The 24,107-nt window shown below is 55.4% G+C and carries 16 protein-coding genes; 14 read left to right on the forward strand and 2 right to left on the reverse strand.

From position 1 onward, the window contains the following. Positions 1–54: 54 nt before the first annotated feature. From R0J87_RS16160 to R0J87_RS16170, 3 genes are read left to right on the forward strand one after another with little or no spacing between them, the layout of a single operon-like run. Entirely contained in the window at positions 55–4,605 is a 4,551-nt protein-coding gene (locus R0J87_RS16160; RefSeq protein WP_498887435.1) for an EAL domain-containing protein, read from the forward strand. Beyond that, positions 4,602–6,092: a GAF domain-containing protein gene (locus R0J87_RS16165; protein ID WP_498887437.1), complete on the forward strand. Its 1,491-nt coding sequence runs from the start codon at positions 4,602–4,604 to the stop codon at positions 6,090–6,092. Before R0J87_RS16160 ends, R0J87_RS16165 begins: the two co-directional genes overlap by 4 nt. Continuing rightward, entirely contained in the window at positions 6,082–6,693 is a 612-nt protein-coding gene (locus R0J87_RS16170; protein ID WP_498887439.1) for a biliverdin-producing heme oxygenase, read from the forward strand. The genes R0J87_RS16165 and R0J87_RS16170 overlap by 11 nt, the downstream gene beginning before the upstream one ends. On the opposite strand, the gene R0J87_RS16175 is transcribed toward R0J87_RS16170, so the two are convergent. Next, positions 6,659–8,731 (reverse strand): S9 family peptidase, encoded by a 2,073-nt coding sequence (locus R0J87_RS16175; RefSeq protein ID WP_498887441.1) that lies wholly within the window; start codon positions 8,729–8,731, stop codon positions 6,659–6,661. The genes R0J87_RS16170 and R0J87_RS16175 overlap by 35 nt on opposite strands. A 62-nt stretch (positions 8,732–8,793) precedes the next feature. Here R0J87_RS16175 and R0J87_RS16180 point away from each other — a divergent pair, with 62 nt between their 5' ends. From R0J87_RS16180 to R0J87_RS16215, 8 genes are all read left to right on the forward strand, one after another. Continuing rightward, complete coding sequence (locus tag R0J87_RS16180) at positions 8,794–9,219, forward strand: hypothetical protein (RefSeq protein WP_498887442.1); 426 nt, start codon at positions 8,794–8,796, stop codon at positions 9,217–9,219. A 27-nt stretch (positions 9,220–9,246) separates the two neighbouring features. Further along, the gene (locus tag R0J87_RS16185; protein ID WP_498887444.1) at positions 9,247–10,026 is read left to right on the forward strand and encodes a class II glutamine amidotransferase; all 780 of its coding nucleotides are present in this window, start codon (positions 9,247–9,249) and stop codon (positions 10,024–10,026) included. A gap of 165 nt (positions 10,027–10,191) precedes the next feature. After that, positions 10,192–11,865, forward strand: coding sequence for an AMP-binding protein (locus R0J87_RS16190; RefSeq protein WP_498887446.1), 1,674 nt, complete (start codon positions 10,192–10,194; stop codon positions 11,863–11,865). Between the two features lie 203 nt (positions 11,866–12,068). Beyond that, positions 12,069–15,980 (forward strand): ATP-dependent RNA helicase HrpA, encoded by a 3,912-nt coding sequence (gene hrpA, locus R0J87_RS16195; RefSeq protein WP_498887481.1) that lies wholly within the window; start codon positions 12,069–12,071, stop codon positions 15,978–15,980. A gap of 108 nt (positions 15,981–16,088) precedes the next feature. Next, positions 16,089–17,210 (forward strand): beta-ketoacyl-ACP synthase III, encoded by a 1,122-nt coding sequence (locus R0J87_RS16200; RefSeq protein ID WP_404465809.1) that lies wholly within the window; start codon positions 16,089–16,091, stop codon positions 17,208–17,210. 65 nt (positions 17,211–17,275) lie between these two features. After that, complete coding sequence (locus tag R0J87_RS16205) at positions 17,276–18,094, forward strand: MlaA family lipoprotein (RefSeq protein ID WP_498887448.1); 819 nt, start codon at positions 17,276–17,278, stop codon at positions 18,092–18,094. An 8-nt stretch (positions 18,095–18,102) separates the two neighbouring features. Continuing rightward, positions 18,103–19,296: a PP2C family protein-serine/threonine phosphatase gene (locus R0J87_RS16210; RefSeq protein ID WP_498887449.1), complete on the forward strand. Its 1,194-nt coding sequence runs from the start codon at positions 18,103–18,105 to the stop codon at positions 19,294–19,296. Further along, a complete protein-coding gene (locus R0J87_RS16215; protein WP_498887451.1) occupies positions 19,286–19,804 on the forward strand; it encodes an STAS domain-containing protein in 519 nt (172 codons plus the stop codon). Before R0J87_RS16210 ends, R0J87_RS16215 begins: the two co-directional genes overlap by 11 nt. An 89-nt stretch (positions 19,805–19,893) precedes the next feature. On the opposite strand, the gene tal is transcribed toward R0J87_RS16215, so the two are convergent. Next, entirely contained in the window at positions 19,894–20,832 is a 939-nt protein-coding gene (tal, locus tag R0J87_RS16220) for a transaldolase (RefSeq protein ID WP_498887453.1), read from the reverse strand. Positions 20,833–20,980: 148 nt separating this feature from the next. Here tal and R0J87_RS16225 point away from each other — a divergent pair, with 148 nt between their 5' ends. The 3 genes from R0J87_RS16225 (at position 20,981) to R0J87_RS16235 (ending at position 24,049) form a co-directional block, all read left to right on the forward strand. Then, on the forward strand, positions 20,981–22,174 hold the full coding sequence (locus tag R0J87_RS16225; RefSeq protein ID WP_498887454.1) for a multidrug effflux MFS transporter: 1,194 nt from the start codon (positions 20,981–20,983) through the stop codon (positions 22,172–22,174). A 12-nt stretch (positions 22,175–22,186) separates the two neighbouring features. Then, positions 22,187–22,918, forward strand: a complete 732-nt coding sequence (locus tag R0J87_RS16230; protein WP_498887455.1) for a sulfite exporter TauE/SafE family protein — start codon at positions 22,187–22,189, stop codon at positions 22,916–22,918. Positions 22,919–23,035: 117 nt separating this feature from the next. Beyond that, the gene (locus R0J87_RS16235) at positions 23,036–24,049 is read left to right on the forward strand and encodes a substrate-binding domain-containing protein (RefSeq protein WP_498887457.1); all 1,014 of its coding nucleotides are present in this window, start codon (positions 23,036–23,038) and stop codon (positions 24,047–24,049) included. The last annotated feature ends 58 nt before the right edge of the window (positions 24,050–24,107 follow it).

A 24,107-nucleotide genomic window follows, 5' to 3' on the forward strand; every position in this document is an offset into this window, starting at 1 on the left:
AACGAGATGTGTAAACTGAATTAAAAGACACCTCTCGATTAGCAAAGGAACTTCATGACTGCTGCAACTTCCGCACTGGGTCCGCCGATTGTGGTGGGTATTGGTGCCTCTGCGGGCGGACTCGAAGCTATTTCGAAACTGATTCGCCCGCTTGACCCTGCACTGCCGATGGCCTACGTAGTGCTGCAGCATGTCTCGCCCACCCATAAGAGTATGCTGGTGGATATTCTTAGCCGTGAAACCCGGTTGCGGGTGACGCGGCTTGAAAGCCACCAGCGCCCTGAAGCGGGCGTTATTTATGTGGTGCCCGCCAACACGAACGCCACGATTAAAGAGGGTGTTTTCTACACCGCTCCCGCACTCCCTCACGTGGTACCTAAACCGTCGGTGAATGATTTTTTTACCTCGCTTGCCAGTGATGCCCAAGAATCCGCTGTAGGGATTGTACTCTCGGGCACCGGGTCGGATGGCACTGCGGGCCTTCGCGCTATTTTGGCTGCGGGCGGCATTACAATGGTGCAAACGCCTTCAAGTGCCAAGTATGACGGTATGCCGCAATCGGCGATTGATGCTGGCGTGATTGATTATATCCTTGATGCAGAAGTGATGAGCTCACGGTTGGCAGAGCTTGCGCGCCTTGAGTGTGCCAGCCTGGAAGGTAACCAGGTCGATGTGCCTCCGCGCTTACTGACGCTATTAAAAGAGCGTCGAAATCTCGATTTTTCGGGATATAAACCGGGCACCCTGAGCCGCCGTATCCGCCGCCGCTTGGTCGCTACCAACATCACTGATATGCAGCAGTACGTTGCATTAATAGAAAATAACCCCGCTGAGCTTGAACAGCTGGGGCGAGATATTTTGATCTCCGTCACCGCTTTTTTTCGCGACGCCAGTGCATTTGATGCGCTAAAGCGAGCTATTTATCCCATGGTAGAGCAGGCAGACACCGGCCCTCTGCGGGTATGGGTAGCCGGTTGCGCCACGGGTGAAGAGGCGTACTCCATTGCGCTGTTAATTGTTGAAGCAAAGCGGACACTGAATAGTCAGGTCGTGGTGCAGATTTTTGCCACGGATATTGATGAAGACGCGCTGGATATTGCCCGGCGTGGGCGATATTTAGGGGCAGCGCTAGAGGCTTTGCCTTCCTCTTTGTTAGAGCGCTATTTCACCCCGCATGAGCAAAATTTTGAGGTGAATAAGACCCTCCGCGATATGATTGTTTTCGCTAAGCATAACTTAGTGGATGACCCGCCGTTTTTACGCTTAAACCTGATTACTTGCCGTAATGTATTGATCTATTTTGATAATGAGCTGCAGTCTAAAGTGCTGCAGCGTTTTCACTTTGGTCTGAAAGTCAAAGGCGCGCTCTTTTTGGGCCGTTCTGAAAGCGTGGGCTATTCGGAAGCGCTGTTTACCCCTTTGGACCGGCGTGAACGCCTGTTTATCAAGCAGGGGGAAAGCCGAGAGCTAATTGAACAAACCCCAACGGCTAAGCGGGTGTCTTCCCCCTTAAAGCGCCGTGATCGCGATATGCAGCAGCTGCTGGATGCGCTAGTGGCGCATATGGGGGCCACTGTCGCGCTGTGTGATGCACAGGGAAATGTTCAACACACGGCAGGGGATGTGGAGCGCTTCTTACGCTTTCCGGCCGGGCGCACCCAGGTGGGCATCCAAGATGTCATGATTGATCCCTTTCGTGGCGAACTGATGTCACTACTACATCAGTTTAATAAGCAGCGCGCCCCACAGCTAGGCCGACGCCGGCGCTTTGAGAATGAGTGGTGGCGATTAAGCGTTCGCGGCCTTACCGCCCAAGATGATGATCGTCGCCTCCTGATGGTGCTTACGCCGCTTGTCGAGAGTGAAAAGCCTGTCAGTGTGCCGCTTGATCAGCTCATGGAGCCGCCGCAGCTCGATGGTATGGAAAGCCTGGAAGATGAGCTTGAAGCCACTCGTGAGCACCTGCAGTCGCTGATTGAAGAGCTAGCCACCGCTAATGAGGAGATGCAGTCACTCAACGAAGAGGCCCAGGCGTCTAACGAAGAGCTCCAGGCGACGAATGAGGAACTCGAGGCCTCAAATGAAGAGCTGCAAGCCACGAACGAAGAGCTGATCAGCTTGAATGAAGAGCTAAATGTTAAAACCGGTGAACTCAGTAAGCTCAACGATGAGTATACGTATCTCTATGATGCGCTGGATTTTCCCCTGCTTGTGTTTGATAACGACTTTTGCTTAAAGCGCTATAACGCGCCTGCAGCACGTTCGTTCAATGTGCGACCTACGGCGCTATTGCGCCATGTATCGGGCCTACGTTTACCTCCTGTGTTCGATGACCTTGAAGAGACGCTGATAAACGTGTCGCAGCAGGCAACGCCAGAAGAGAGCGTATTGGAACTAGAGGGCCGGTTATTGCAGCGACTGATTACCCCGGGCGTGAACCAGCTGGGTGAGGTAGAAATACTGGTAGTAACATTAATGGATGTTACCGACCTTAGCCAGGTACAGGCCAAGCTCAGACAGTCCCAAGCCCAGCTGCATGCGCTGATGGAGAACAGCACGGTAATGATTGCGCTGAAAGACCTTAACGGGCGCTATACCTTTGCTAATCCTCAGTTTTTAAATACGTTTGGCCTTAGCCAAGAGCAATTGATAGGGCGTAATGTATTTGAGCTTTTCCACGATGCCTACGCAGGTTCGGTGTGGGCGCGAGATATGGAGGCGGTACGTTTCCAGCAGATCGTCGAGGCAGAACACGTGCTTCACCGTGAAGATGGTGGCTCGCGTATTTTATCGTCTGTTCACCAAGTGTTGCGCGACGATCAAGGCCACCCTTATCTCATTTTGACCGAATCAGAGGATATCACCGCGCGTAAGAACGCGGAGCGCGAGATGCTGGTCGCTGCCAAGGTATTTGAGCAGGCGGGAGAAGCCATTGTGGTGATTAACGCTCAAGGTGATATCCAGTCAGTGAATAACGCATTTAGCCGTATTACGGGCTATCCTGCGAATGATGTCGAAGGTCGGCCTGCGCTACCACTACTGTATTGTGAAGACGAAAATCAGGGCGGCGTGCAAACGCCTGAAACGTGCTATGTCTTGTGGGATATCGTGCAACAGCACGGTTATTGGCAAGGTGAGGTGTTTAATAAGCGCCGCGACGGCACGCTGTTTTCTCAGTGGTTAACGCTGAATCTCATAGCACCCGATAGTCACGATGACGGTTTGTGCGTGGCGGTGTTTTCCGACATCACCCACATTAAAGAGTCTCAACGCCAGGCAGAATATTTAGCCACCCACGACTCTCTTACGGGGTTGCCTAATCGCACGCTGTTCCAAGACCGTTTGCAAGTCGCGATTGCGCATGCAAAACGTAGCGAACAGTTAAGTGCACTCATGTTTTTGGATCTGGATAATTTTAAGAGTATTAACGACACGCTCGGCCACGATGTGGGCGACGAGCTTCTTATCCAAGTTGCCAACCGGCTTAAAGAGCTTGTACGCGATATGGATACGGTCGCTCGCTTGGGAGGAGACGAGTTCACGATTATTCTGGTGGATACCACCATCGAAGGCGCTGAACAGGTCGCTAAACGCATTGTAGAGGCACTCTCTAAACCTTTTGAGGTGCGCCGACATGCGCTGTTTGTTACGTCCAGCATTGGCTTAGCCTTCTGCCCAGACGATGGTGACGATGTTGCCGGGCTGACCAAAGCTGCCGATACGGCCATGTACCGTGCCAAAGAGAATGGCCGTGACCGTTTTGAGCTGTTCAAGCCGGAGCTTCAAGCGCGCTTGATGCGTGATGTCGCGATCGAGCATGCCCTGCGTGAAGGCATGGAGCATGGCCGCTTGCATCTGGTGTACCAGCCAAAATTTGTCTGCGTGAAGGAGGGCCGTTTATCCGGTGCAGAGGCGCTGTTGCGCTGGCACGACCCCACGCTTGGCCAAGTGAGCCCCGCTGACTTTATTCCTGTGGCAGAGGCGACAGGGCTGATTCTGGAACTAGACCGTTACGTGGCATTGCTCTTGGTACGTCAGCTTGCTAAATGGCGAGACGAAGGGTTAACGCCGCCTCCTGTTGCCATGAACGTGTCAGCGCGCAGCTTTCAAGAAGAGCGGTTTATTACGCACCTGTTTAGCTGTTTGAAACAGTACCGGGTCCCGTACTCGCTGATTCAAGTTGAAATCACTGAAAGTACCTTGGTAGACCGCTCCAGCTCAGCATTAGGCAATATTGAAAAGCTGCGCGAAGCGGGTATTAAGCTGGCAGTGGATGACTTTGGTACCGGCTATTCATCGCTTGCCTACTTAAAGCGGCTGCCCTTAGCCGAGTTGAAAATCGATAAGAGCTTTGTGGACGGGCTAGGTGGTAAAGATGGCGGAGATCAAGCCATTGCACTTGCTATTCTGGGTATGGCCAAAGCGCTGGGTATCCGTACCGTGGGCGAAGGCGTAGAAACGCCTGCCCAACTGGCTTGGCTAATTGAAAATGGCTGCGACTTTGTCCAAGGTTATTTGCTCTCTATGCCCTTAGCGCTGGATGATTTCACCTCAGTGATTGTTGCCGACGCCAGCGATCACACTCCGCAGGATGCCTCTTTATGACCCAGTCGCGTGGCTTTATTCATCAGTGTGAGCAGGAGGAGCTGCATCTCTCTGGGGCGATCCAGCCCCATGGTGTGCTGGTGATCACTGATTCGACAGGTAAGGTGACCCATGTATCGGCCAATGCAGATAGCCTGTTAACCGATCCACAGGCCCATGTTGCACTTGGGTATCCGCTTCCTGCGTTTTTGCACGACATTACTGCGGCACTGCCTGAACTCAGCCCAGGCGAGCGTTACGTTGGCCAGTGCGATATGCCGCATCAAGAGTTCGATGTTGTTGTGACAAGCCATCACGGCAGCGGATGGATATATGAGCTTTACCCTGTCGACGCCCATTCTGCGCCGATGGTGGCCGTTAGTGGGGCAGCGTCAGTTCCTGAGAGTGCCGATGAGCTGGCAGCTCAGTGTCAAACGTTGATGGATAGCCTGCTGACGTTGAGTGGTTTTGATCGGGTACTTTATTACCGCTTTATGCCTGAGGGCGATGGAGAAGTACTTGCTGAGGCATGTCGCGAGGGTGTCACGGGTAGTTATCAAGGGCTGCGGTTTCCCGCCAGCGACATTCCCTATATTGCGCGCCAACTCTATTTGAAAAACCCTTGGCGCACGATTCCTGATGCCACCGCTGCACCCGTGCCGATTTATTCCGCCAAAGCGGATGCGACGCCTGACTTAAGCTATGTCGATTTACGCAGCGCCTCGCCGATTCATTTAGAGTACATGGCCAATATGGGGGTGGGCGGAGCCATTTCCCTGCCCATCATCCAAGCCGGAGAGCTTGATGCGTTGATCTCTTGCCATTCAGCAACTCCACGGCAGTTAACGGTCAGCGAACTAGAAGCGATGCGAGGGCTGAGCGAAGGATTTAATTTACGCCTGCGTGACTTCAAAGCGCGCCGACGCCAGCAGGTGATTGATGGATTGCAGCGCCACTTTGATCATGCCAAAGCGGTATTGATGCGCCATGGCGAATTGGAAAGCGCTTGGGAAGAGCTGAGCGAATGGTTAATGGAGACCTTTGGAGCCGATGGTGTGATGCTTCAAATGGGCCAAGAGTATTATCAGCACGGGATAGGCTTGACGCCCGCCGCGATGAATATCGTAGCGCAGCAGGCAGCAAATGAAGCTTCGAACATCTGGATGAGCGATTGCCTTCAACGCGATTGCGCTGAGATGCCGCTAAGCGAAGTAGCAGGAGTCGCTTTAATTAGCGACCTGCCATTAGACCAGCATCACTCCGTCAACTTGTACCTGTGTCGCTTAGAGCATATTTACGATGTGACGTGGGGAGGAAATCCTGATAAGCCTGTGGATTATCGGGACGGTGGAAGCGTCGTTTCACCACGACGTTCCTTTGAATCCTGGGTTGAACAGCGCCTTGGGTATAGCCGGCCCTGGACCGCGAGCACTCGTCTTTATCTCTTTAAGCTGCGCGCGTTATTGCAGCAAGCTAAGAGCATGCCGTGGAGCCACGATGCCCAGTAGAGACGATGGGTCACTGGCGCAGCAGCTAAGGCAAGCGACGAAAGCTGACCATCATCGTGTGGATCATCATCCGGCGTTGCGTTATCTCCTCCGCCCCGATGTTAACAGGGCAATCTATGGGGCGGCGCTTACCTGTCTGTACCCTGCGGCTGCAGGCCTTGAGCGTACGCTCAGCCAGACGATAGTGGAGTATAAGAGCCACTATACGCTGACGCTGCGAGAGCCGTTGCTGGGCCACGATTTACGCAAGCTAGGTCAGCCGGTGCTTCCTGCGTGGCGCTTCTCGGCACCTGCCAGCCTGTATGAAATGGTCGGCATGCTCTACGTGCACGAGGGTTCACGTTTAGGGGGCGAGGCGATTGCCTGCCACGCCAAGCGTGCTTTGGGTGACCAGATTCCGAGCCGGTTTTTTTCCGAAATGCCCCTTACACCCGCCGCGTGGGCGGGTTTTTGGCAATTTGCCGAGGCCATGTGTCCACGAGACTCATGGCCCTGGGTCATTCAGGGGGCTCAGCAAGCGTTTAGGGAGTTTACTGAGGCCTTGACGAATGCACTTCCCGCGACGACTACGCCTCCGCTAGCCCTAGTGCCCACAGAATAAACGCATCCTGGCGAGCGGTATCGCGCCACGCCTTAAACCTTCCCGATGCGCCGCCGTGGCCGCTGCTCATATCGGTATGTAGCAGAGTAGGTGCAGCCCCTTGCTGTGCCTGACTCACTCGGGCGTAGAATTTAGCGGGTTCCCAGTAGCTAACCCGGGTATCGAACCAACTGCCTTCAATCCACAGGGCGGGGTAATGCTGCTCACGAATATTGTCGATGGGGGAATAACCGGCGATGCGTTCAGCCACATCGGGTGCTTCAGGATTACCCCACTCGGTGTACTCGGCGGTGGTGAGCGGCAGCTCTGGGTTCTGCATGGTGCGCAGCACATCCAGGAAAGGCACATCCAACACCGCCGCGCAGAAGGCCTCCGGCGCACGGTTGATGCAAGTGCCCACCAGCAACCCGCCTGCACTGGCACCGCAGGCGACTATCCGCTCAGGCTGGCTGATATGGGTGGCCACAAGCGCTTCACGGGCGGCTAAAAAGTCGTGAAAGCTGTTCTCTTTATGAGCCATCTTGCCTGCTAAGTACCACGGTTCGCCGCGCTCACCGCCGCCGCGCACATGGGCTACAGCAAAGGCCACGCCGCGCTCCAGTAGCTCTAGGCGGGCAATCGAGAACCAGGGGTCCAGCGCTTCACCGTAAGCACCGTAACCGTATAAAAGGGTGGGCAGTGGCTGGCCTGCCAAGTCTGCTCGCATGACCACCGATACCGGGACTTGCTCGCCATCGTGACTGGTGGCCCATACTCTGCGGCTAACTAACTGTTCAGGCGCCAAATTGCCGTGAACGGGCACCTGTTTTAACAGCGTGCGTACACCGCTATCAAGGTCTAAGGCATACCAGCTCGGTGGGCGGGTAAACGACTCTTCGCGCAGGTGCAGCGTGCGCGCATTAAAGTGTGGCGAGTCTTCCAGCAGCTGTGAACAGGGCGTTTCGGGTAGGTCAATGTAGCTATCAAGCAGCGTTTGATGGTGACTATCCAGCTCCAAGCGCCGCAGCAGTACCTGCGCATCCTGATGGCTTCGCTCAGCAAGTACCAAGCCCCACTCAAACGCATCAACCCCCTCCAGCGTGGCGTCATCGCGATGCGCAATCAGCGGCTGCCAACTGGCGTTATCGCTTTCGGCGCGCATATCCAGTTGAAAGTGGGGGCCCGTCTGGTTGTGCAGGCGATAAAAGACCCCTGGCCGATGATCAATGCTGACTTCCACGCCCGGCTCGCGGGCATGCAGGCAAACGAGGGGTGTTTCGGGCTGGTCGGCAGGCAGGGCGAGAACTTCGGTGGTATCTTTTGAACCGCTCTCGATGATCAACCACGCTTTAGAGCGCGTCTTACCCACGCCTACCCAAAATTCTGGGTCTGCCTCGTGTAACACCAGGGTCGGTGTCTGCATAGGGGCATGTTCTGCGAACGCGACCCATAGCCGCCATAAGCTGTCAGGGCGCTGGGTATCATCGAAACGGGTAAACAGCAGCGTGGCGCCGTCTGCAGTTTGGTCTTCTGCCCAGCAAACGCTGGGGCCGATATCGCTAAGCAGTTGGCGCGGGGTGCCGTTAGGCAGCGCTTTTAACCAGAGTGTAAAGCGTTCGTCGCCCTGGGTATCTTCGGTCCAGGCGAGCCACTGCTCATCCGGGGAGAGCGCCATATCACCCATATCGTAGAACGGCTGCTCGGCGGCGCGCTCGCGAACGTCAAAAAAACAGCTTTTTTGCTCAGGTTGGCCGTTCGGGTAGCGCCACCAGCAGGGGTAATCATCCTCAGCGCCGGTCTCGCTCCAGAACGTAAAGTAGTCAAGCGCTGTCTCTAGGCTTTTCACCGCCAATTCACGGCGCGCTAAATGCGAGTGGTAGAGGGTGTCCGCCAGGGGCGAGAGCGGTGCAAACCAGTCGGCATGCTGCTGGTTTGCCGCGGTAAGAAAATCGCTGACATCAGCGCTTTCGCGGTCTTCTAACCAGTGCCATTCAGGGTCATCGGCGCGATAATAGCGCGCTACGGGCGAGCCTTCGTGCATACCAGGCTGTGCTTTCATAAATTGATAGGTACCATAACGGGAAATCAACGTCGGGTGCTTCCACCCACATGAGGGGTATTATGCTGTTTGCAGACTCAATGTCACTGCTGTGGCTCAGTTATTACGGTCTTTCGCTGCTGGTGCTGCTAGCGGTTTACTTTGGAATGGCATTTTTGCCGCGTTTGCCACGGCTTATCGTGACATGGGGCGTGGCCGGTGCGATGTGGATGCCAGCCAGCTATCGACTGCCGCTGATTGAAGAGGGTGAGTTTTACAGCGGATGGGCACCTTCTGCCATGGTAGCGGCCGTTGGTTTTTTCGAGCACAGCGCGAGTGCTTTGCGCAATGGGTTGCTCTGGTTAGTGTTGGGTGTTGCCGTCGGTGCTGGGATTGGGATAGTCCTCTGGTGGTGGCGTCGCCCGGCTCGGGTCGATGATACCCCTGCACCTCGCCAAGTGGAGGAGGATCCACAGCCCACTCGGCGCCGCGAGCCGGTCATCCGCTAATGCGACGGGCATCAAGGGAGTGTGCCAATGTGTGAGTTACTGGGTATGAGCGCCAATGTACCCACCGATATCTGCTTCAGTTTTTCCGGTTTTTTACATCGCGGTGGGGGCACTGGCCCACACCGCGATGGGTGGGGCATTGCCTTTTATGAAGAGGGCGGCTATCGCGAATTTAGAGACCCCCATCCTTCCGTGGATTCGCCGATTGCGCGCTTGATCTGTGATTACCCGATTAAATCCAATGTGGTGATCAGCCATATTCGCCAAGCGAATGTGGGCGGCGTGCGGTTGGCCAATACGCATCCCTTTACCCGTGAAATGTGGGGGCGGCCCTGGTGCTATGCGCATAATGGCCAGCTGAGTGACTGGCAAACGCTGCCTCTGGGGGTTTATACCCCAGTGGGAAGCACGGATAGCGAACACGCGTTTTGCTGGATAATGGGTGAGCTGCGTCGGGCATTTCCTAAGCTGCCGACTAGCCCTGAAGCGCTGTGGAAAAAACTGCATGGGCTGTGTGAACAGCTAAGAGCGCTGGGCGTTTTTAATTTACTCCTTTCTGACGGCGTCTATCTTTATAGCTACTGCTCCACCAAGCTGGCGCATATTACCCGGCGCGCACCCTTTGGTGAGGCGGAGTTATCGGATGCAGAGATAACAGTCAACTTCATTGAGCATACAACGACTCACGATATTGTTTCGGTGATTGCTACCGAGCCGCTAACGCAAAATGAGGCTTGGCAGCGGATGGTGCCAGGAGAGTTACTGGTGTGGCGTGAGGGAGAAATTAACGCTCGATACTGTCCATAGAGTAAATCGCCGTGATGGCCTATAAGCTAAAGTTGAAACGCAAGTTTCAATCGATCGTTTTACAGTCTCTTGAACGTCGTATATCGTTGGCGTCGAGTCTCTTTAAACAACGTCATCACAATAACAAGGTCGGTCTCACATCGACACGGATAGCGGAGATAGCCCATGAGCGAACACGCCAATACTCCTGTTTTAAGCGGACCAGCGCTTGAAGGATTGGATCAATATCACTCTGTTACGGATGTTTTTCACTCGGCGGTCTCTCGCTTTACCAACAAACCTGCCTTCACCTGCATGGGTAAGACGCTGTCGTTTTCCGACCTTGACCGTCTCTCAGCCCATTTTGCCGCCTGGCTTCAGCATGAAACCGACTTAGTGCCTGGCGATAGAATTGCTATACAACTGCCCAACGTACTGCAGTTTCCGGTGGCGGTATTTGGTGCTCTGCGGGCGGGGCTTGTAGTGGTCAATACCAACCCGCTATACACCGAGCGGGAGATGGCGCATCAGTTTAAAGACTCCAATGCTAAAGCCATTGTGATTCTGGCCAATATGGCCGACAAGCTTGAGAAAGTGCTCGATAAAACGGAAATCAAGCATGTATTGGTCACGCAGCTGGGCGATTTACACGATGTGCCTAAGCGTTGGTTGATTAATGCGGTTGTGAAACACGTCAAGAAAATGGTGCCTGCGTACTCATTGCCAAGTGCAGTGGGCTTTCGTGATGCCCTGAAAAAAGGAGCATCGTTAAAGCACACGCCCGTTGAGCGCAATATGGACGACTTAGCGGCGCTGCAGTATACCGGGGGCACCACCGGTATGCCGAAAGGTGCCATGCTGACCCACCGTAACCTAGTGGCCAATATGCTTCAGGCACGCTCGGCTATTGGCGAGCATCTCACGGACGGCGAAGAGCTGGTGATTGCTCCGCTGCCCGTGTACCACATCTACACCTTTACCGTGAACTGCCTTTTCCTGATGGAAACCGGCAACCACTCGCTGCTGATCACTAACCCCCGCGACTTGCCGAATTTCGTTAAAGAGCTGAAGGGGCTGCCGTTCACGGGATTTATCGGCCTCAATACGCTGTTTAACGCGCTGTGCAATCGGGACGATTTCAAGCAGCTCGACTTCTCCAAATTAAAGCTGACTATTTCAGGGGGCATGGCGTTAACCAAAGCGGCGGCACAGCGCTGGGAAGAGACCACAGGCTGCCCGATTGCCGAAGGTTATGGCCTCACCGAAACCTCGCCGATTGTCAGCTTCAACCCTAACGATGCAATCCAACTGGGTACGATTGGTAAGCCGGTAGCGGGCACCTCGGTGAAAGTGGTCGATGCTGATGGTAACGATGTGCCGCTTGGCGAGCCGGGCGAGCTTTGCGTGCAAGGCCCGCAGGTCATGAAAGGATACTGGCAGCGTGAAGAAGAGACGCGCAACGCCATTGATGAAAACGGCTGGTTCCATACCGGCGATATCGCCGTGCTGCAGGACGATGGCTACATCAAGATCGTTGATCGTAAAAAAGACATGATCCTGGTGTCGGGCTTTAACGTCTACCCCAATGAGGTTGAAGACGTAGTAGCCGCCCACCCCGATGTGCTGGAAGCGGCGGCTGTTGGCGTTGCCGACGAGAATGCAGGGGAGGCTATCAAGCTGTTTGTGGTGTCCAAAAACAGCCAGCTTGACGCTGAAACGCTGCGCGCTTGGTGTAAGAAAGAACTAACGGCCTATAAAGTGCCCAAGTACATCGAGTTCCGCGACGAGCTGCCGAAAACCAACGTCGGTAAGGTGCTGCGTCGCCAACTGCGCGACCAGGAAACAACCCCTGCGCCGTAAGGGTTGAACACTCGGTCAAGCGGGCGTTAGGCGTCTCGTTCGCGAAAGCGTTACAATGGTCGGCCCACTTACGAGTGGGCCGACGTTTATTCTGAGATGGAACCGAGCCTAACGTGACCACCGACACGCACTCATCCCGCATCGATACCCCACAAGACAACGCCTCCTCGCTAACAGCGCTCACCGAGTCGCTGAGCCACGTTATGCTGCGTGATCAGGAGCGGCTCTCGCGTCGTGTGTCGGGCCTGCGGCGTCGGCAGCGAGAAAAGAAGCCGATCGACCGTGGCCTGAACGAGGTGGAGCGGGAAGTCGACAAAGCCAAGCAACTGCTGGCTCAGCGCGAAGCCTTGCGCGTGACGCTGGATTACCCGGCAGAGCTGCCGGTGGTAGAGCGCCGTGAGGATATTCTCACCGCGATTCGCGACCATCAGGTGGTGGTTGTGGCGGGGGAAACCGGCTCGGGTAAAACCACTCAGCTGCCCAAGATGTGCCTGGAGCTTGGCCGTGGCCGGAAAGGCCTGATTGGGCATACGCAGCCACGACGGCTGGCGGCACGCAGTGTCGCGGGGAGGCTGGCGGAAGAGCTAAGCGTGCCGCTTGGCGAGCAGGTGGGCTATCAGGTGCGCTTTAATGACCAAAGCTCGCCGAGCACACTCGTTAAGCTGATGACCGACGGCATCCTGCTGGCTGAGACGCAGCACGACCCGCTGCTGCTGCGCTACGACACGCTGATTATCGACGAAGCCCACGAACGCAGCCTCAACATCGATTTCCTGCTGGGTTACCTCAAGCGGCTGCTGCCAAAGCGTCCTGATCTGAAAGTCATCATTACCTCCGCAACGATCGACGTAGAGCGCTTTGCGGCCCATTTCGGCTCGACGAAAACGCCTGCGCCGGTGGTCGAGGTGTCAGGCCGCACGTTCCCGGTAGATGTCCACTACCGCCCCCTGGTGCGCAGCGAAGAGGACGAGGATGACCGCACGCTGCAGGAGGGGATTTTGCATGCCGTGCGTGAGATCGAAACAATCGAGCGTGAAAAAGGCTGGCTGCATGGCCCCCGTGATGTGCTGGTGTTTCTACCCGGTGAGCGGGAAATCCGCGAAACCGCCGATACGCTGCGCCGCGCGGATTTAAAGGGCACCGAGATTCTGCCGCTGTATGCGCGCCTCTCCAATGAGGAGCAGAACCGTGTGTTTGCTCCCCACCGGGGGCGGCGCATCGTGCTGGCTACCAACGTGGCTGAAACCTCCCTCACCGTGCCGGGGATTCGCTACGTGATTGACCCTGGCCTGGTGCGCATTAGCCGCTACAGCTACCGGGCAAAAATTCAGCGGCTGCCCATTGAGCCGATCAGCCAGGCAAGCGCCAACCAGCGTAAAGGCCGCTGCGGGCGGATTGCAGAAGGCGTGTGCATTCGCCTTTACGACGAAGAGGACTTCTTGTCACGCCCCGCGTTCACCGATCCGGAGATTCAGCGCACCAACCTAGCGTCGGTCATTTTATCGATGCTGGCGCTGAAGCTTGGCAATATTGAAGACTTCCCCTTTGTCGACCCGCCCGATGACCGTTTTGTTAAAGACGGTTTTCGGCTGCTGTTCGAACTGGGTGCTGTGAATGATCAATATGCCCTGAGTGCGCTGGGCCGCAAGTTGGCGAAACTGCCCATCGACCCGCGTTTAGCGCGTATGGTGCTGGCAGGTGCAGAGCGAGGCAGCCTGCGCGAGGTACTGATTGTGGTGTCCGCACTGGCCATTCAAGATCCCCGCGACCGGCCCGCCGATAAGCGCCAGGCCGCCGACCAAGCGCACCAGCGCTGGCACGATCCTGATTCTGACTTCGTGGCACTGCTGAACCTGTGGCACGGGATCGAAAACGCCCGCGAGGCACTGTCGGGCAACCAGCTGCGCCGCTGGTGTCGTGAGCACTATATTAACTACCTGCGCATGCGCGAGTGGCACGATACTTTCCGTCAGTTGCGCCAACTGCTACGGGATATGGATATTGAGGTACCTGCGCCGCTGCCTCGTGATGAGAACGAGAGCGAAGAGCAGGCCAAGCAGGCAAGGCGAAAAACATCCGGCAAGCTGCACCAGGCGCTGCTGTCGGGCCTGCTCTCCAATTTGGGCACGCTGCTTGAGAATCGAGAGTACCTTGGTGCACGTAACCGCAAGTTTATGATTCACCCTGGCTCTGGGCTGGCGAAAAAAACACCCAAATGGGTCATGGCCTTTGAGCTGATCGAAACCACCAAGCTGTTTGCGCGCACCGTCGCGAAGATCGACCCGCAGTGGATCGAGCCCCAAGCGCAGCATCTGGTGAAAAGTAGCTATAGCGAACCCCATTGGGAAATGAAGCGCGCGCAGGTCGTGGCGTTTGAACAGGTCACTCTGTTTGGCCTGCCGATTGTGGCGCGCCGTCGCGTCCATTACGGGCCGATTGCGCCCCAGGAGTCGCGGGAGCTGTTTATTCGTCGGGCGTTGGTGGAAGGCGAGTTCCAAACCAAAGGGGAGTTCTTCGCCCATAACCGTGCGCTGATCGAAGAGGTAGAGGCGCTAGAAGATCGTGCCCGCCGACGGGATATCTTGGTCGACGAAGAGACGCTGTTCGCCTTCTATGACGAGCGAATACCCACCGATATCGTTAACGGCAAGGGCTTTGAGCACTGGCGTAAGCAGGCCGAGCGCCAAGACCCCACGCTGCTGAAGTTTGACATCGAAGCGCTAAAAGCTCGGGATGCCCACGACGTTACTCAGGCGCAGTACCCAGATCATCTAACGCTTTCTGGGGTGGCTTACCCGGTCAGTTACCACTTCGACCCGGATGCCGACGATGACGGCGTGACGCTCACAGTGCCCGCCGCCATGCTGCCTCAGCTGCCTGTTCACGCGTTAACGTGGTTAGTGCCAGGGCTGCTACGTGAAAAGTGCATTGCGCTACTAAAATCGCTGCCGAAAAGTATTCGTCGCCAAGTGGTGCCCATCCCCGACTGGGTCGATGCTGCGCTGGAGACTCTTGTGCCCGATGAGCGGCCGCTCACCGAAGCGCTGGGGGAGTTTATCCGCCGCCGCACCGCCACCCGCGTTCACCCGGATGATTGGCGTCTTGATTTGCTGCCGCCACACCTCATCATGAACGTGAAGGTTGTCGACCATGCGGGTAAGACGCTAGGCCAAGGGCGCGACGTGCGTGCATTGGAGCGGCGTTTCGAAGAGGCGGCGAGTGCAGGCGCCCAGGCGCTGGCCGATCAGGCAAGCCAAGCGCCCGCTCTGGATGAGTTGCCGGAGTCGCCGCTGCCCGAGTCACGTGTGACCACGCAAGCGGGCATTCGAGTAGAAGCCTACCCAGCACTAATGGCCGAGGCCCATAGCTTTAAAGTGGCGCTTTTTGATCACCCTGCGAAGGCGGCGGCGGTTCACCAGGAAGGCGTGGCCCGCTTGGCCATCGCCAAGCGGCCTGAACAGGTGAAAGCCATCAAGCGCTTACCTGGCGTGGAAAAGTGCGCTTTACTCTTTGCTAAAGTGGGCAGCAAACAAGCGTTAGTGGATGATTTGCTGTTGGCGGTCTTCACGCAGGTGGTGGCCACCCATCCGCTGCCGCGTTCTGCCAATGAGCTTACCGAGCGGCTTCAGGCAGCCGAAAATGAGCTGGTTCCACACGCAACGTCGCTGTTGACGCGGATTGAAGAGGCGCTTAAAGGGCATCTGGCGGTGACCAAAGTGCTTAAAGGGAAGCTTAATTTTGCCTTAGCGCTTGTTTATAGCGATGTGAGCGCACAGATGCAGCGCTTGGTTTATCCTGGCTTTATCCGTGATGCAGGAGAGTGGCTTAGCGAGTACCCGCGTTATACAGAAGCGGCACTCATCCGCCTTGAAAAAGCGGCCCGTGAACGTGGCCGTGACCAAATGATGATGCAGGATGTCCAAGCGCTAGAAGCACGTTTTGATGCGCGGCGTAAAAGCGAGCGCCGAGGTGCCGCTGAAGACCCTGAACTTGTGGCGTTTGGCTGGTGGATACAAGAATTGCGCGTATCGCTCTTCGCCCAGCAGTTAGGCACTCAGATACCGGTATCCGTGAAACGCTTGGAAAAGCGATGGAACGAAATCACCAGCGTTTAAGGCTCATACGAGCAACGGCTTATGTGATAGCGAGTGATGATTCTCGCAACACGCTATTTTACTGACAGTTTCGGCGATACGCTTTGAGGCTGCGATAAGGAGACAGGCATGACCAATGTAGTGATCACCGGTACAGGGCTCTATACGCCGGAAAACGCCATTGATAACGCGGCGTTGGTCGCTGCTTTTAATGCGTGGGTTGATAGTCACAATGCCCAGCATGCGGATGCCATCGCGCGTGGCGAGCAGGAAGCACTGGCGTACTCCAGCAGTGAGTTTATTGAGAAAGCCTCAGGGATCAAAAGCCGTTATGTCCTAGATGCAGCCGGTATCCTTGACCCTGAGCGTATGCGTCCTAAACTGCCTCAACGTCATAATGATGAACCATCTATTCAGTGCGAGATGGCGACCCAAGCAGCGCGTCAGGCTCTGGAAACCGCTCAGGTTGATGCTGCCGATATTGAGCTGGTGATTGTGGCTTGCTCAAACCTAGAGCGTGCCTACCCGGCGGTCGCGGTAGAAGTGCAGCAAGCGCTGGGAACATCGGGTTACGGCTTTGATATGAACGTGGCGTGTAGCTCTGCCACGTTCGCTTTAGAAACAGCGGCCAATGCGATTGCGTCAGGCAGCGTAAAACGCGCGCTGATTGTGAATCCAGAGATCTGCTCTGCGCATTTGAATTTCAGAGACCGTGACAGCCACTTTATTTTCGGCGATGCTTGTACGGCTATGGTACTGGAAAATAGCGATGTTGCCGTGGCCAGTGAGCGTTACGAAATTTTAGGCACGCGGCTTGTGACGAAGTTTTCCAACGCGATTCGCAACAACGCAGGCTTTTTAAATCGTGTCACCGATAGCGACCCAATGGCGTTAGACAAGCTATTCGTGCAGGAAGGGCGTCGTGTGTTTAAAGAAGTGTGCCCGATGGTCGCTAAGCTCATTACCGACCATCTCGCTTCATTAGAATTATCGGGCGCTGATTTAACGCGTATGTGGTTGCATCAAGCCAATCGCCACATGAACGACCTGATCGCGCGTAAAGTGCTGGGTGAAGAGCCTAGCGAGACGCAGGCACCGATTATTTTAGACCGCTATGCGAACACCAGCTCTGCGGGTTCGATTATCGCTTTTCATCTTCATCGTGAGGCGTTATCCGCAGGTGATATTGGCGTTATTTGTTCGTTTGGTGCGGGTTACAGTGCTGGCAGTGTCGTGCTGCGTCGTCAGTAAACGGCGGTCCTTATCTACCGCCAGTTATGTTAGTAACAGCGTTCTATGTTAAAAGAGGAAAATTCATGCTGAGCTTGTTGGCAACCCAAAAAGAAGCCCGAAGCACACGGCGGACACTGCTGCCCATTGTGTTGCTAGCCATGCTAAGCATGACGGGGTGCGCCAGCACGGCGACTCAAGAAGGAGACGCTTCGCCAGAGCAATCCGCTGCCGACCCCCAGGACCCTTGGGAGAGTTTCAACCGGCGCGTATTCACGTTTAACGATGTCCTTGATCGTTATGCGCTAAAGCCCGTGGCGCAAGGATACAAAGCCATCACTCCTGATCCGGTGCAAACAGGCATTGGCAATTTCTTCTCTAACCTAGGCGAAGTGCGCACCGCGCTTAACAGTTTGCTGCAAGGCAAGCCGGCGAATGCCGGGTTAGCAACCTCCCGGTTTGTGATCAACTCTACGGTGGGGATTGGCGGCTTGCTAGACTACGCTACGCTGATGGAAATAAACGCTGATAAAGAAGATTTCGGCCAAACCATGGCCGTGTGGGGGTGGGAAGATTCGCGCTATTTAGTGCTGCCTTTGTTAGGTCCGCGTACGCTCAGAGATGCCTCGGGCTTACCGGTTGATTTTGCAGCGCACCCCATTACCTATATGGATGACCATCAGCTGCGTGCGGGCTTAACCGCGCTTGATATTGTTCACCTGCGTGCAGGCCTATTGGACCAAGAGTCACTGATTTCCGGGGATCGCTATCGCTTTATCCGCGATGCTTATCTGCAGCGCCGTCAGTTTGAAGTGAATGACGGTGAGCTAGGCGATGATCCTTTTGCCATGGACGATTTTGATTTCGACGATACCGACTTCGGTGACGACGACTTCGCCGATTGAGGCCAAACATGGATCACGCTAAGCAGTTGATCGCGGTAATCGACGAACCCGGCCCTGAGCGTGATGCGCTGGCTGAGGCAATTACCTGTGACGGCATGTGGGTGTTTGCAGCGGATAACATAGACCACTTACCGGGCGGTACAGCGCTTATTGTGGCGCATGCACGTGCGGTCCCTCGCCAGCAGTGGTCGCAGCTGACGCGCCGGTTGCCCACCCTGGTGGTCAGCGATTCACGTCAGGATGCCGACTTAATTAAAGCGATCGACGTGGGCTTGGTGGATTATATTGTGCACCCTTTGCGCCACGCTGAGCTGCTGCGGCGGATGATTCGTAAAGCGATAGAGCTGCATACGCTGGCCCAAGAGCGTGACCGGGATCGCCAGCGCTTGGCCGAACTCAACGAGAGCCTTGAAACCCACTTGGCGCTGCTGCGCATGGACCAGCAAAGCGGCGGGCATATACAGCGGCGGCTTTTGCCCGCGCACCCTAAAGTGATCAACGGCGTTTATTACGATTATTGGTTTGCACCATCGCTCTATCTGTCTGGAGACTTCCTCGATTATCAACGTTATAACGACCGCTTTAGTGCCTTCTATTTTGCCGATGTCTCGGGGCACGGTGCATCGTCGGCGTTTGTGACTGTCTTGTTAAAATACCTGTGCAACCGGTGGTTGAACGAGTGGGATGGCCAGTCACCAGAGCAGTTGCCGCCCAATTGGCTGGCAGCCATGAACCGTGAACTGCAGGATACCGACATCGGTAAGCACGCCACATTATTTGTAGGCGTTATTGACCATGAGGAGCAGACTCTGCACTATTCGCTCGGTGCACAGCTACCTATGCCGCTATTAGCGGCAGATGGGAAACTAGAGCGCTTAACGGGGGAAGGAATGCCTGTAGGTCTTTTCCCTGATGTGGAGTATCCTTCGCTTAGCTGTGCTTTACCGGCCAACTTTCGGTTGTGGCTGTGTTCAGACGGTGTATTGGAATGCTTGCCGGGTAAAACGCTCGACACGCGGCTCACGGAACTTGAGCAACTCGTTAGCGAAAGTGTCACGCTTGAGCAGCTGCGCGACCGGCTAGCCAACACCAACTCGCTCTTGATAGAGGGCGATGAGGATGATGAGGCGAACCAAGACCGCGATGCTTTACCCGATGACCTGACAATCATGATGGTGAGCGGATTTGGTCATGCTGATTGAAGAGGGCCGCATTAAAGCGGCGTTCAACTCTGGTGTTTTTGTACTAAAGCTATGTGGTGATGTGCGATTGACGTTATGCGCCACCTTAGATACCCAAGCGCAACGTCTTGCTGAAACCCCTGGGCTCCAGGCGGTGATGATTGACCTGCGTGAAGCGACCAATGTCGACTCAACGGCACTAGGCTTCTTGGCCAAAGTGGCGATGGCGGTGAAAGGGCGGTTGGAACAGCCCCCTACGATTATTGCGAACAATCCCGACGTACGTCAGATGCTTGACGTCATGGGGTTTGCGCGTTTTTTCACCCTCATGGAAGCACCGCTGAAGCAATCGACTACCCTCAATTCATCAATGGAAGAGCTGCCTGCTGAGCCTGCCGATGAAGAGGGGTTGCGCGAGCGTATCTTGGAAGCACACCGCATTTTAATGCACATGAACGAGCATAATCGCGAGCAGTTTCAGCCGCTGGTCGAAATGCTTGAAGCGCAATCAACCGCCGTGCATAAATAAAACGCCCTCCTGCCCGGGAGGGTGGAGGGCGCTACTGACGATGTATCTATAAAATCAGTATCTAAAGCTTGGTTTGTTCCTCTCTGCGCTCACTGCTTACGCAATGTACCCAGCAGCTCTTCAAGCTTGCGTTGGTCTGCCATAAATTTCCGAATACCTTCCGCCAGCTTATCCGACGCCATTTCATCTTCGTTCATTTCCCAGCGGAAATCTGCCTGGGCGAGCGCTTGCTCTACCGAGCTGCTGGCACCCATGGGCGTTAGCTGCTGAGGAAGTTCTCCCTCTAGCTCATCTAGTTCGTTGAGCAGGGCGGGTGAAATAGTTAAACGGTCGCAGCCGGCCAGCGCTTGAATTTCGCCTATATTGCGGAAGCTGGCGCCCATCACAATCGTCGGGTAGCCGTGGCCTTTATAGTAATCATAAATACGCTTAACCGACTGAACGCCTGGATCATTGGCACCGCTGAAATCATCCTCAGGCGAGCGCGCTTTGTGCCAGTCGAGAATACGGCCCACAAACGGTGAAATAAGCGTTGCGCCAGCGTCAGCACAGGCCTGCGCCTGGGCAAAACCAAACAGCAGCGTCAGGTTGGTGCGAATACCGTCGCGCTCCAGTTGACGGGCCGCTTGAATCCCTTCCCAAGTAGACGCCATCTTAATCAAGATACGCTCAGGGCCAACGCCATAGGCAGCGTAGCGCTCAATTAGCGAGTGCGCTTTTGCAATGGTCGCATCGCGATCAAAGGAGAGGCGGGCGCTCACTTCGGTGGAGACGTAGCCGGGTACCAGCTTGCTAATCTCGCTTCCAATATCGACCGCCACACGATCAACGGCGGCATCAAGGTCGGTGCTCTCTTTGGCAATGCTTGCCAACCGAGCGCGACGCTCTTCTTGCTGAGCCGCCTGAAGGATCAGGGAGGGGTTAGTCGTTGCATCCTGGGGCTGAAAGCGGCGAATAGCCTCTAGGTCGCCCGTGTCAGCAACCACGGTGGTCATCTCTTTTAATTGGCTTAATAGGCTAGTGGCCATGCAGTGCTCCTTGGTTGTCCTTGAAGTACTTTAGCAAGGGCTGCGCGTGACGAACAGGCGCCGACAAATGAATTGAAATCGATTATGATTAGCGGCCTATCTTTTTGGCGGTGTCCTCCGCTTTTTTACGCCCATTTCAAGGAGGCTTATGGAACTTAATCCTCGTCGAGTGGCGCTGTTGGTGGCAGCCAACACGGCACTTGCACCTTTCGCGATTGATGCCTATCTGCCTGCCATTGGGATCTTGGCTGAGAGTATTAATGCCAGCATTCACCATACCGAACTCTCAATCAGTATGTTCTTGTTTGGGTTTGCGCTGGGGCAACTTTGTTTTGGTCCGTTATCGGATCGTTTAGGCCGTAAGCCGGTACTGTTAAGTGGGCTGGTGGTGTTTATGCTGGCCAGCTTAATGATTACCACGGCGGATAGCTTAACGTCTCTTTTAGTGTGGCGGTTTGTTCAAGCGCTAGGGGGCGGCGCCTGCGTGGTGAATTCGGCGGCCATCGTGCGTGACTGTTTCAGCGGGCGTGAGGCGGCCAAGGTGATGTCCACCATGGCCATGATTATGATGCTGGCCCCACTGGTGGCACCGGCGGTGGGTAGCTTGCTGCTACACATTGCTGGCTGGTGGCTAATCTTTGTATTTCTGGCGGTGTATGCCGGTTTTTTACTTTGGCTATTAGGCACGCGCCTGCCTGAAACCCGTGACACCAGCCTACCGGCGGCGTCGCCTCGTCAGGTGATCCGCAACTACGCCAGCGTGCTGCGCCATAAAGAGGGCATGGGCTATATCTGCGCCGTCGCGGCTTCGTTTGCCGGGCTATTTGCCTTTGTGACTGCATCGCCGTTTTTATACTTGGACTATTTCTCGCTGTCGCCCAGCGTTTACCCCTTAGTGTTTGGGGTTAACGTGGTAGTGATTGCACTCTCCAATCGCGTCAATATTCACCTGCTGCGCAAGCGCTCACCGCAGCAGAATTTGCGTTTAGGCTTAGCCGTTCAGTTGGTGGCGGCCATAGGGCTTGTGCTGGCGACGGCGTTTAACGTGGCATCGCTGTATGTCGTGGTGCCACTGGTGATGATGTTTACCGGCATGATTGGCCTGATCACGCCCAACGCTATCTCTTCACTTCTGGATTATTTTGGCCACATCAGTGCTACGGCTACCGCGCTGCTGGGCGGCATACAGTTTAGCTGTGGCGCGTTGGCAGGCGTGCTGGTGGGGCTGTTTCAAGTAGAGCACTTGTGGCCCATGGTATTAACCATGCTAGGCGCTGCCCTGCTGGGTAATATCGGCGTAAGAGTGCTGACCGAAACCCCAAAGGCGGATGAAGCGTTGTGATGAAGCGTAGTAATGGATAGCCTGCTGCAGTGGTTAGAGATGCCTTTGGATAGCTGGTTAGCCTGCGCGGCCGTGCTGCTACTGGGCGCTTTCGTGCAGCGGGCCACGGGCTTTGGCTTGGCGGTGGTGGGCGCACCGCTGCTGTTAATGATAGAGCCACGGCTGGTACCGGTGATGTTGGTACTGTTTGGTTTTACCGTTTCGTTGATGATGGTACGCCGTTATTGGCATGAGGTGAGGCTAAAGGAAATTGGCGTTGCCCTGATTGGCCGCTTACCGGGTAACGGCCTGGGCATTTGGCTGTTGCTGGCAGCGCCGATGGTCGTGCTGGAAAAGTTAATTGCCGCCATCGTGCTATTTGCCGTGCTGGTCACGGTATGCCGCTTCGAGCTGCCGGTGAACCGCTTCACGCTATTTGTGGCGGGTATCCTCTCCGGCATTTTTGGAACGGTGGCGGCCATCGGCGGGCCGCCTATCGTATTGCTCATGCACGGTTTCTCGCCTGACCGCATGCGCGGCAACTTAGCGGCCTTTTTTGTCCTCACCTCTTTGTTAACCCTGCTAACGCTGGAGCTGGCAGGGCAGATCAGCGTTTGGCACTTCAAGCTGGCGCTTACTTTTCTTCCTGCCGTTTTGTTGGGCAATGCATTGGCCGATGTCATTGCCCATCGATTGGATAAACAGCTCCTGCAGCGGCTTTCATTGGGGCTTTGTACCTTCGCCGCGCTCGGTCTGCTGCTATAGATAAAAACTTTTTCAAAAAAATGGGCGCGTTTTTGGTGATGTCATAAAGATGTCATCGAAGGGGTGCAAAGTACGTCATGCGAAGGCCAGAACCCTACATCGACAGGAGTATTTCGCATGAACCGTATTCTAAAAACCACCGTCATTGCGGCGGCTGTAATGAGCGTTGCCGGTGTGGCACAGGCGCGTGACCAGATTCGTATCGTTGGCTCCAGTACTGTTTACCCGTTTGCCAGCTACGTTACTGAAGAGTTTGGCGCGCTGACCAACTACCCGACGCCGGTGATCGAGTCCACGGGTTCTGGCGGTGGTATTCGTCTGTTCTGTAACGGTGTTGGCGAAGGCACTCCGGACATCACCAACGCTTCTCGTCGCATGAAGCTGTCTGAGCTTGAGCGTTGTGAAGAGAACGGCGTGACTGACGTTACCGAAGCCAAAATTGGTTCCGACGGTATCGTTCTGGGCTTGTCCGTATCTAACGAGCCGATCGACCTGTCCCTTGAGCAAATCTTCCTGGCGGTTGCTGCCCAGGTGCCGGTCGACGGCGAACTGGTAGACAACCCCTACACCAACTGGAGCGACATCGACGCTTCTCTGCCGGATCGCGCCATCTCTATTTATGGCCCGCCCAGCACTTCCGGTACCCGTGATGCGTTCGAAGAGCTGGTGATGGAAGCCGCCTCTGCCGAAATGGACATCTACGGTGAAGAAGGTTACACCGATATCCGTACTGACGGTGTTTACATCGACGCAGGTGAGAACGACAACCTGATCGTTCAGCGTCTGGCGGAAGACACTGGTGCCTTCGGTATCTTCGGTTACTCTTTCCTGGAAGAGAACCCGGACACCATCATGGGTGCGACCATCGGCGGTGTTGAGCCTGAAGTTGAAGCTATCAGCTCTGGTGAGTACCCGGTTGCTCGTTCACTGTGGTTCTACGTGAAGAACCAGCACGCTGACGAAGTAACTCCGATGTACGATTACGCCAACATGTTCATGGAAGATCAGATGATCGGTTCTGACGGTTATCTGGTAGACATCGGCCTGATTCCGCTGCCGGAAGCAGAGCGTGAGCAGGCTCGCCAGAAAGTCGCTGACCGCGTTAAGCTGGTTGCTGCTGATCTGGAATAATCGCTAGCACATAGTGACAACATGGCCGGTAGCCTTTGCTACCGGCCATTTGTTTTTG

This window comes from Halomonas sp. SIMBA_159, from assembly GCF_046536035.1.
GTDB lineage: Bacteria > Pseudomonadota > Gammaproteobacteria > Pseudomonadales > Halomonadaceae > Vreelandella > Vreelandella venusta_A.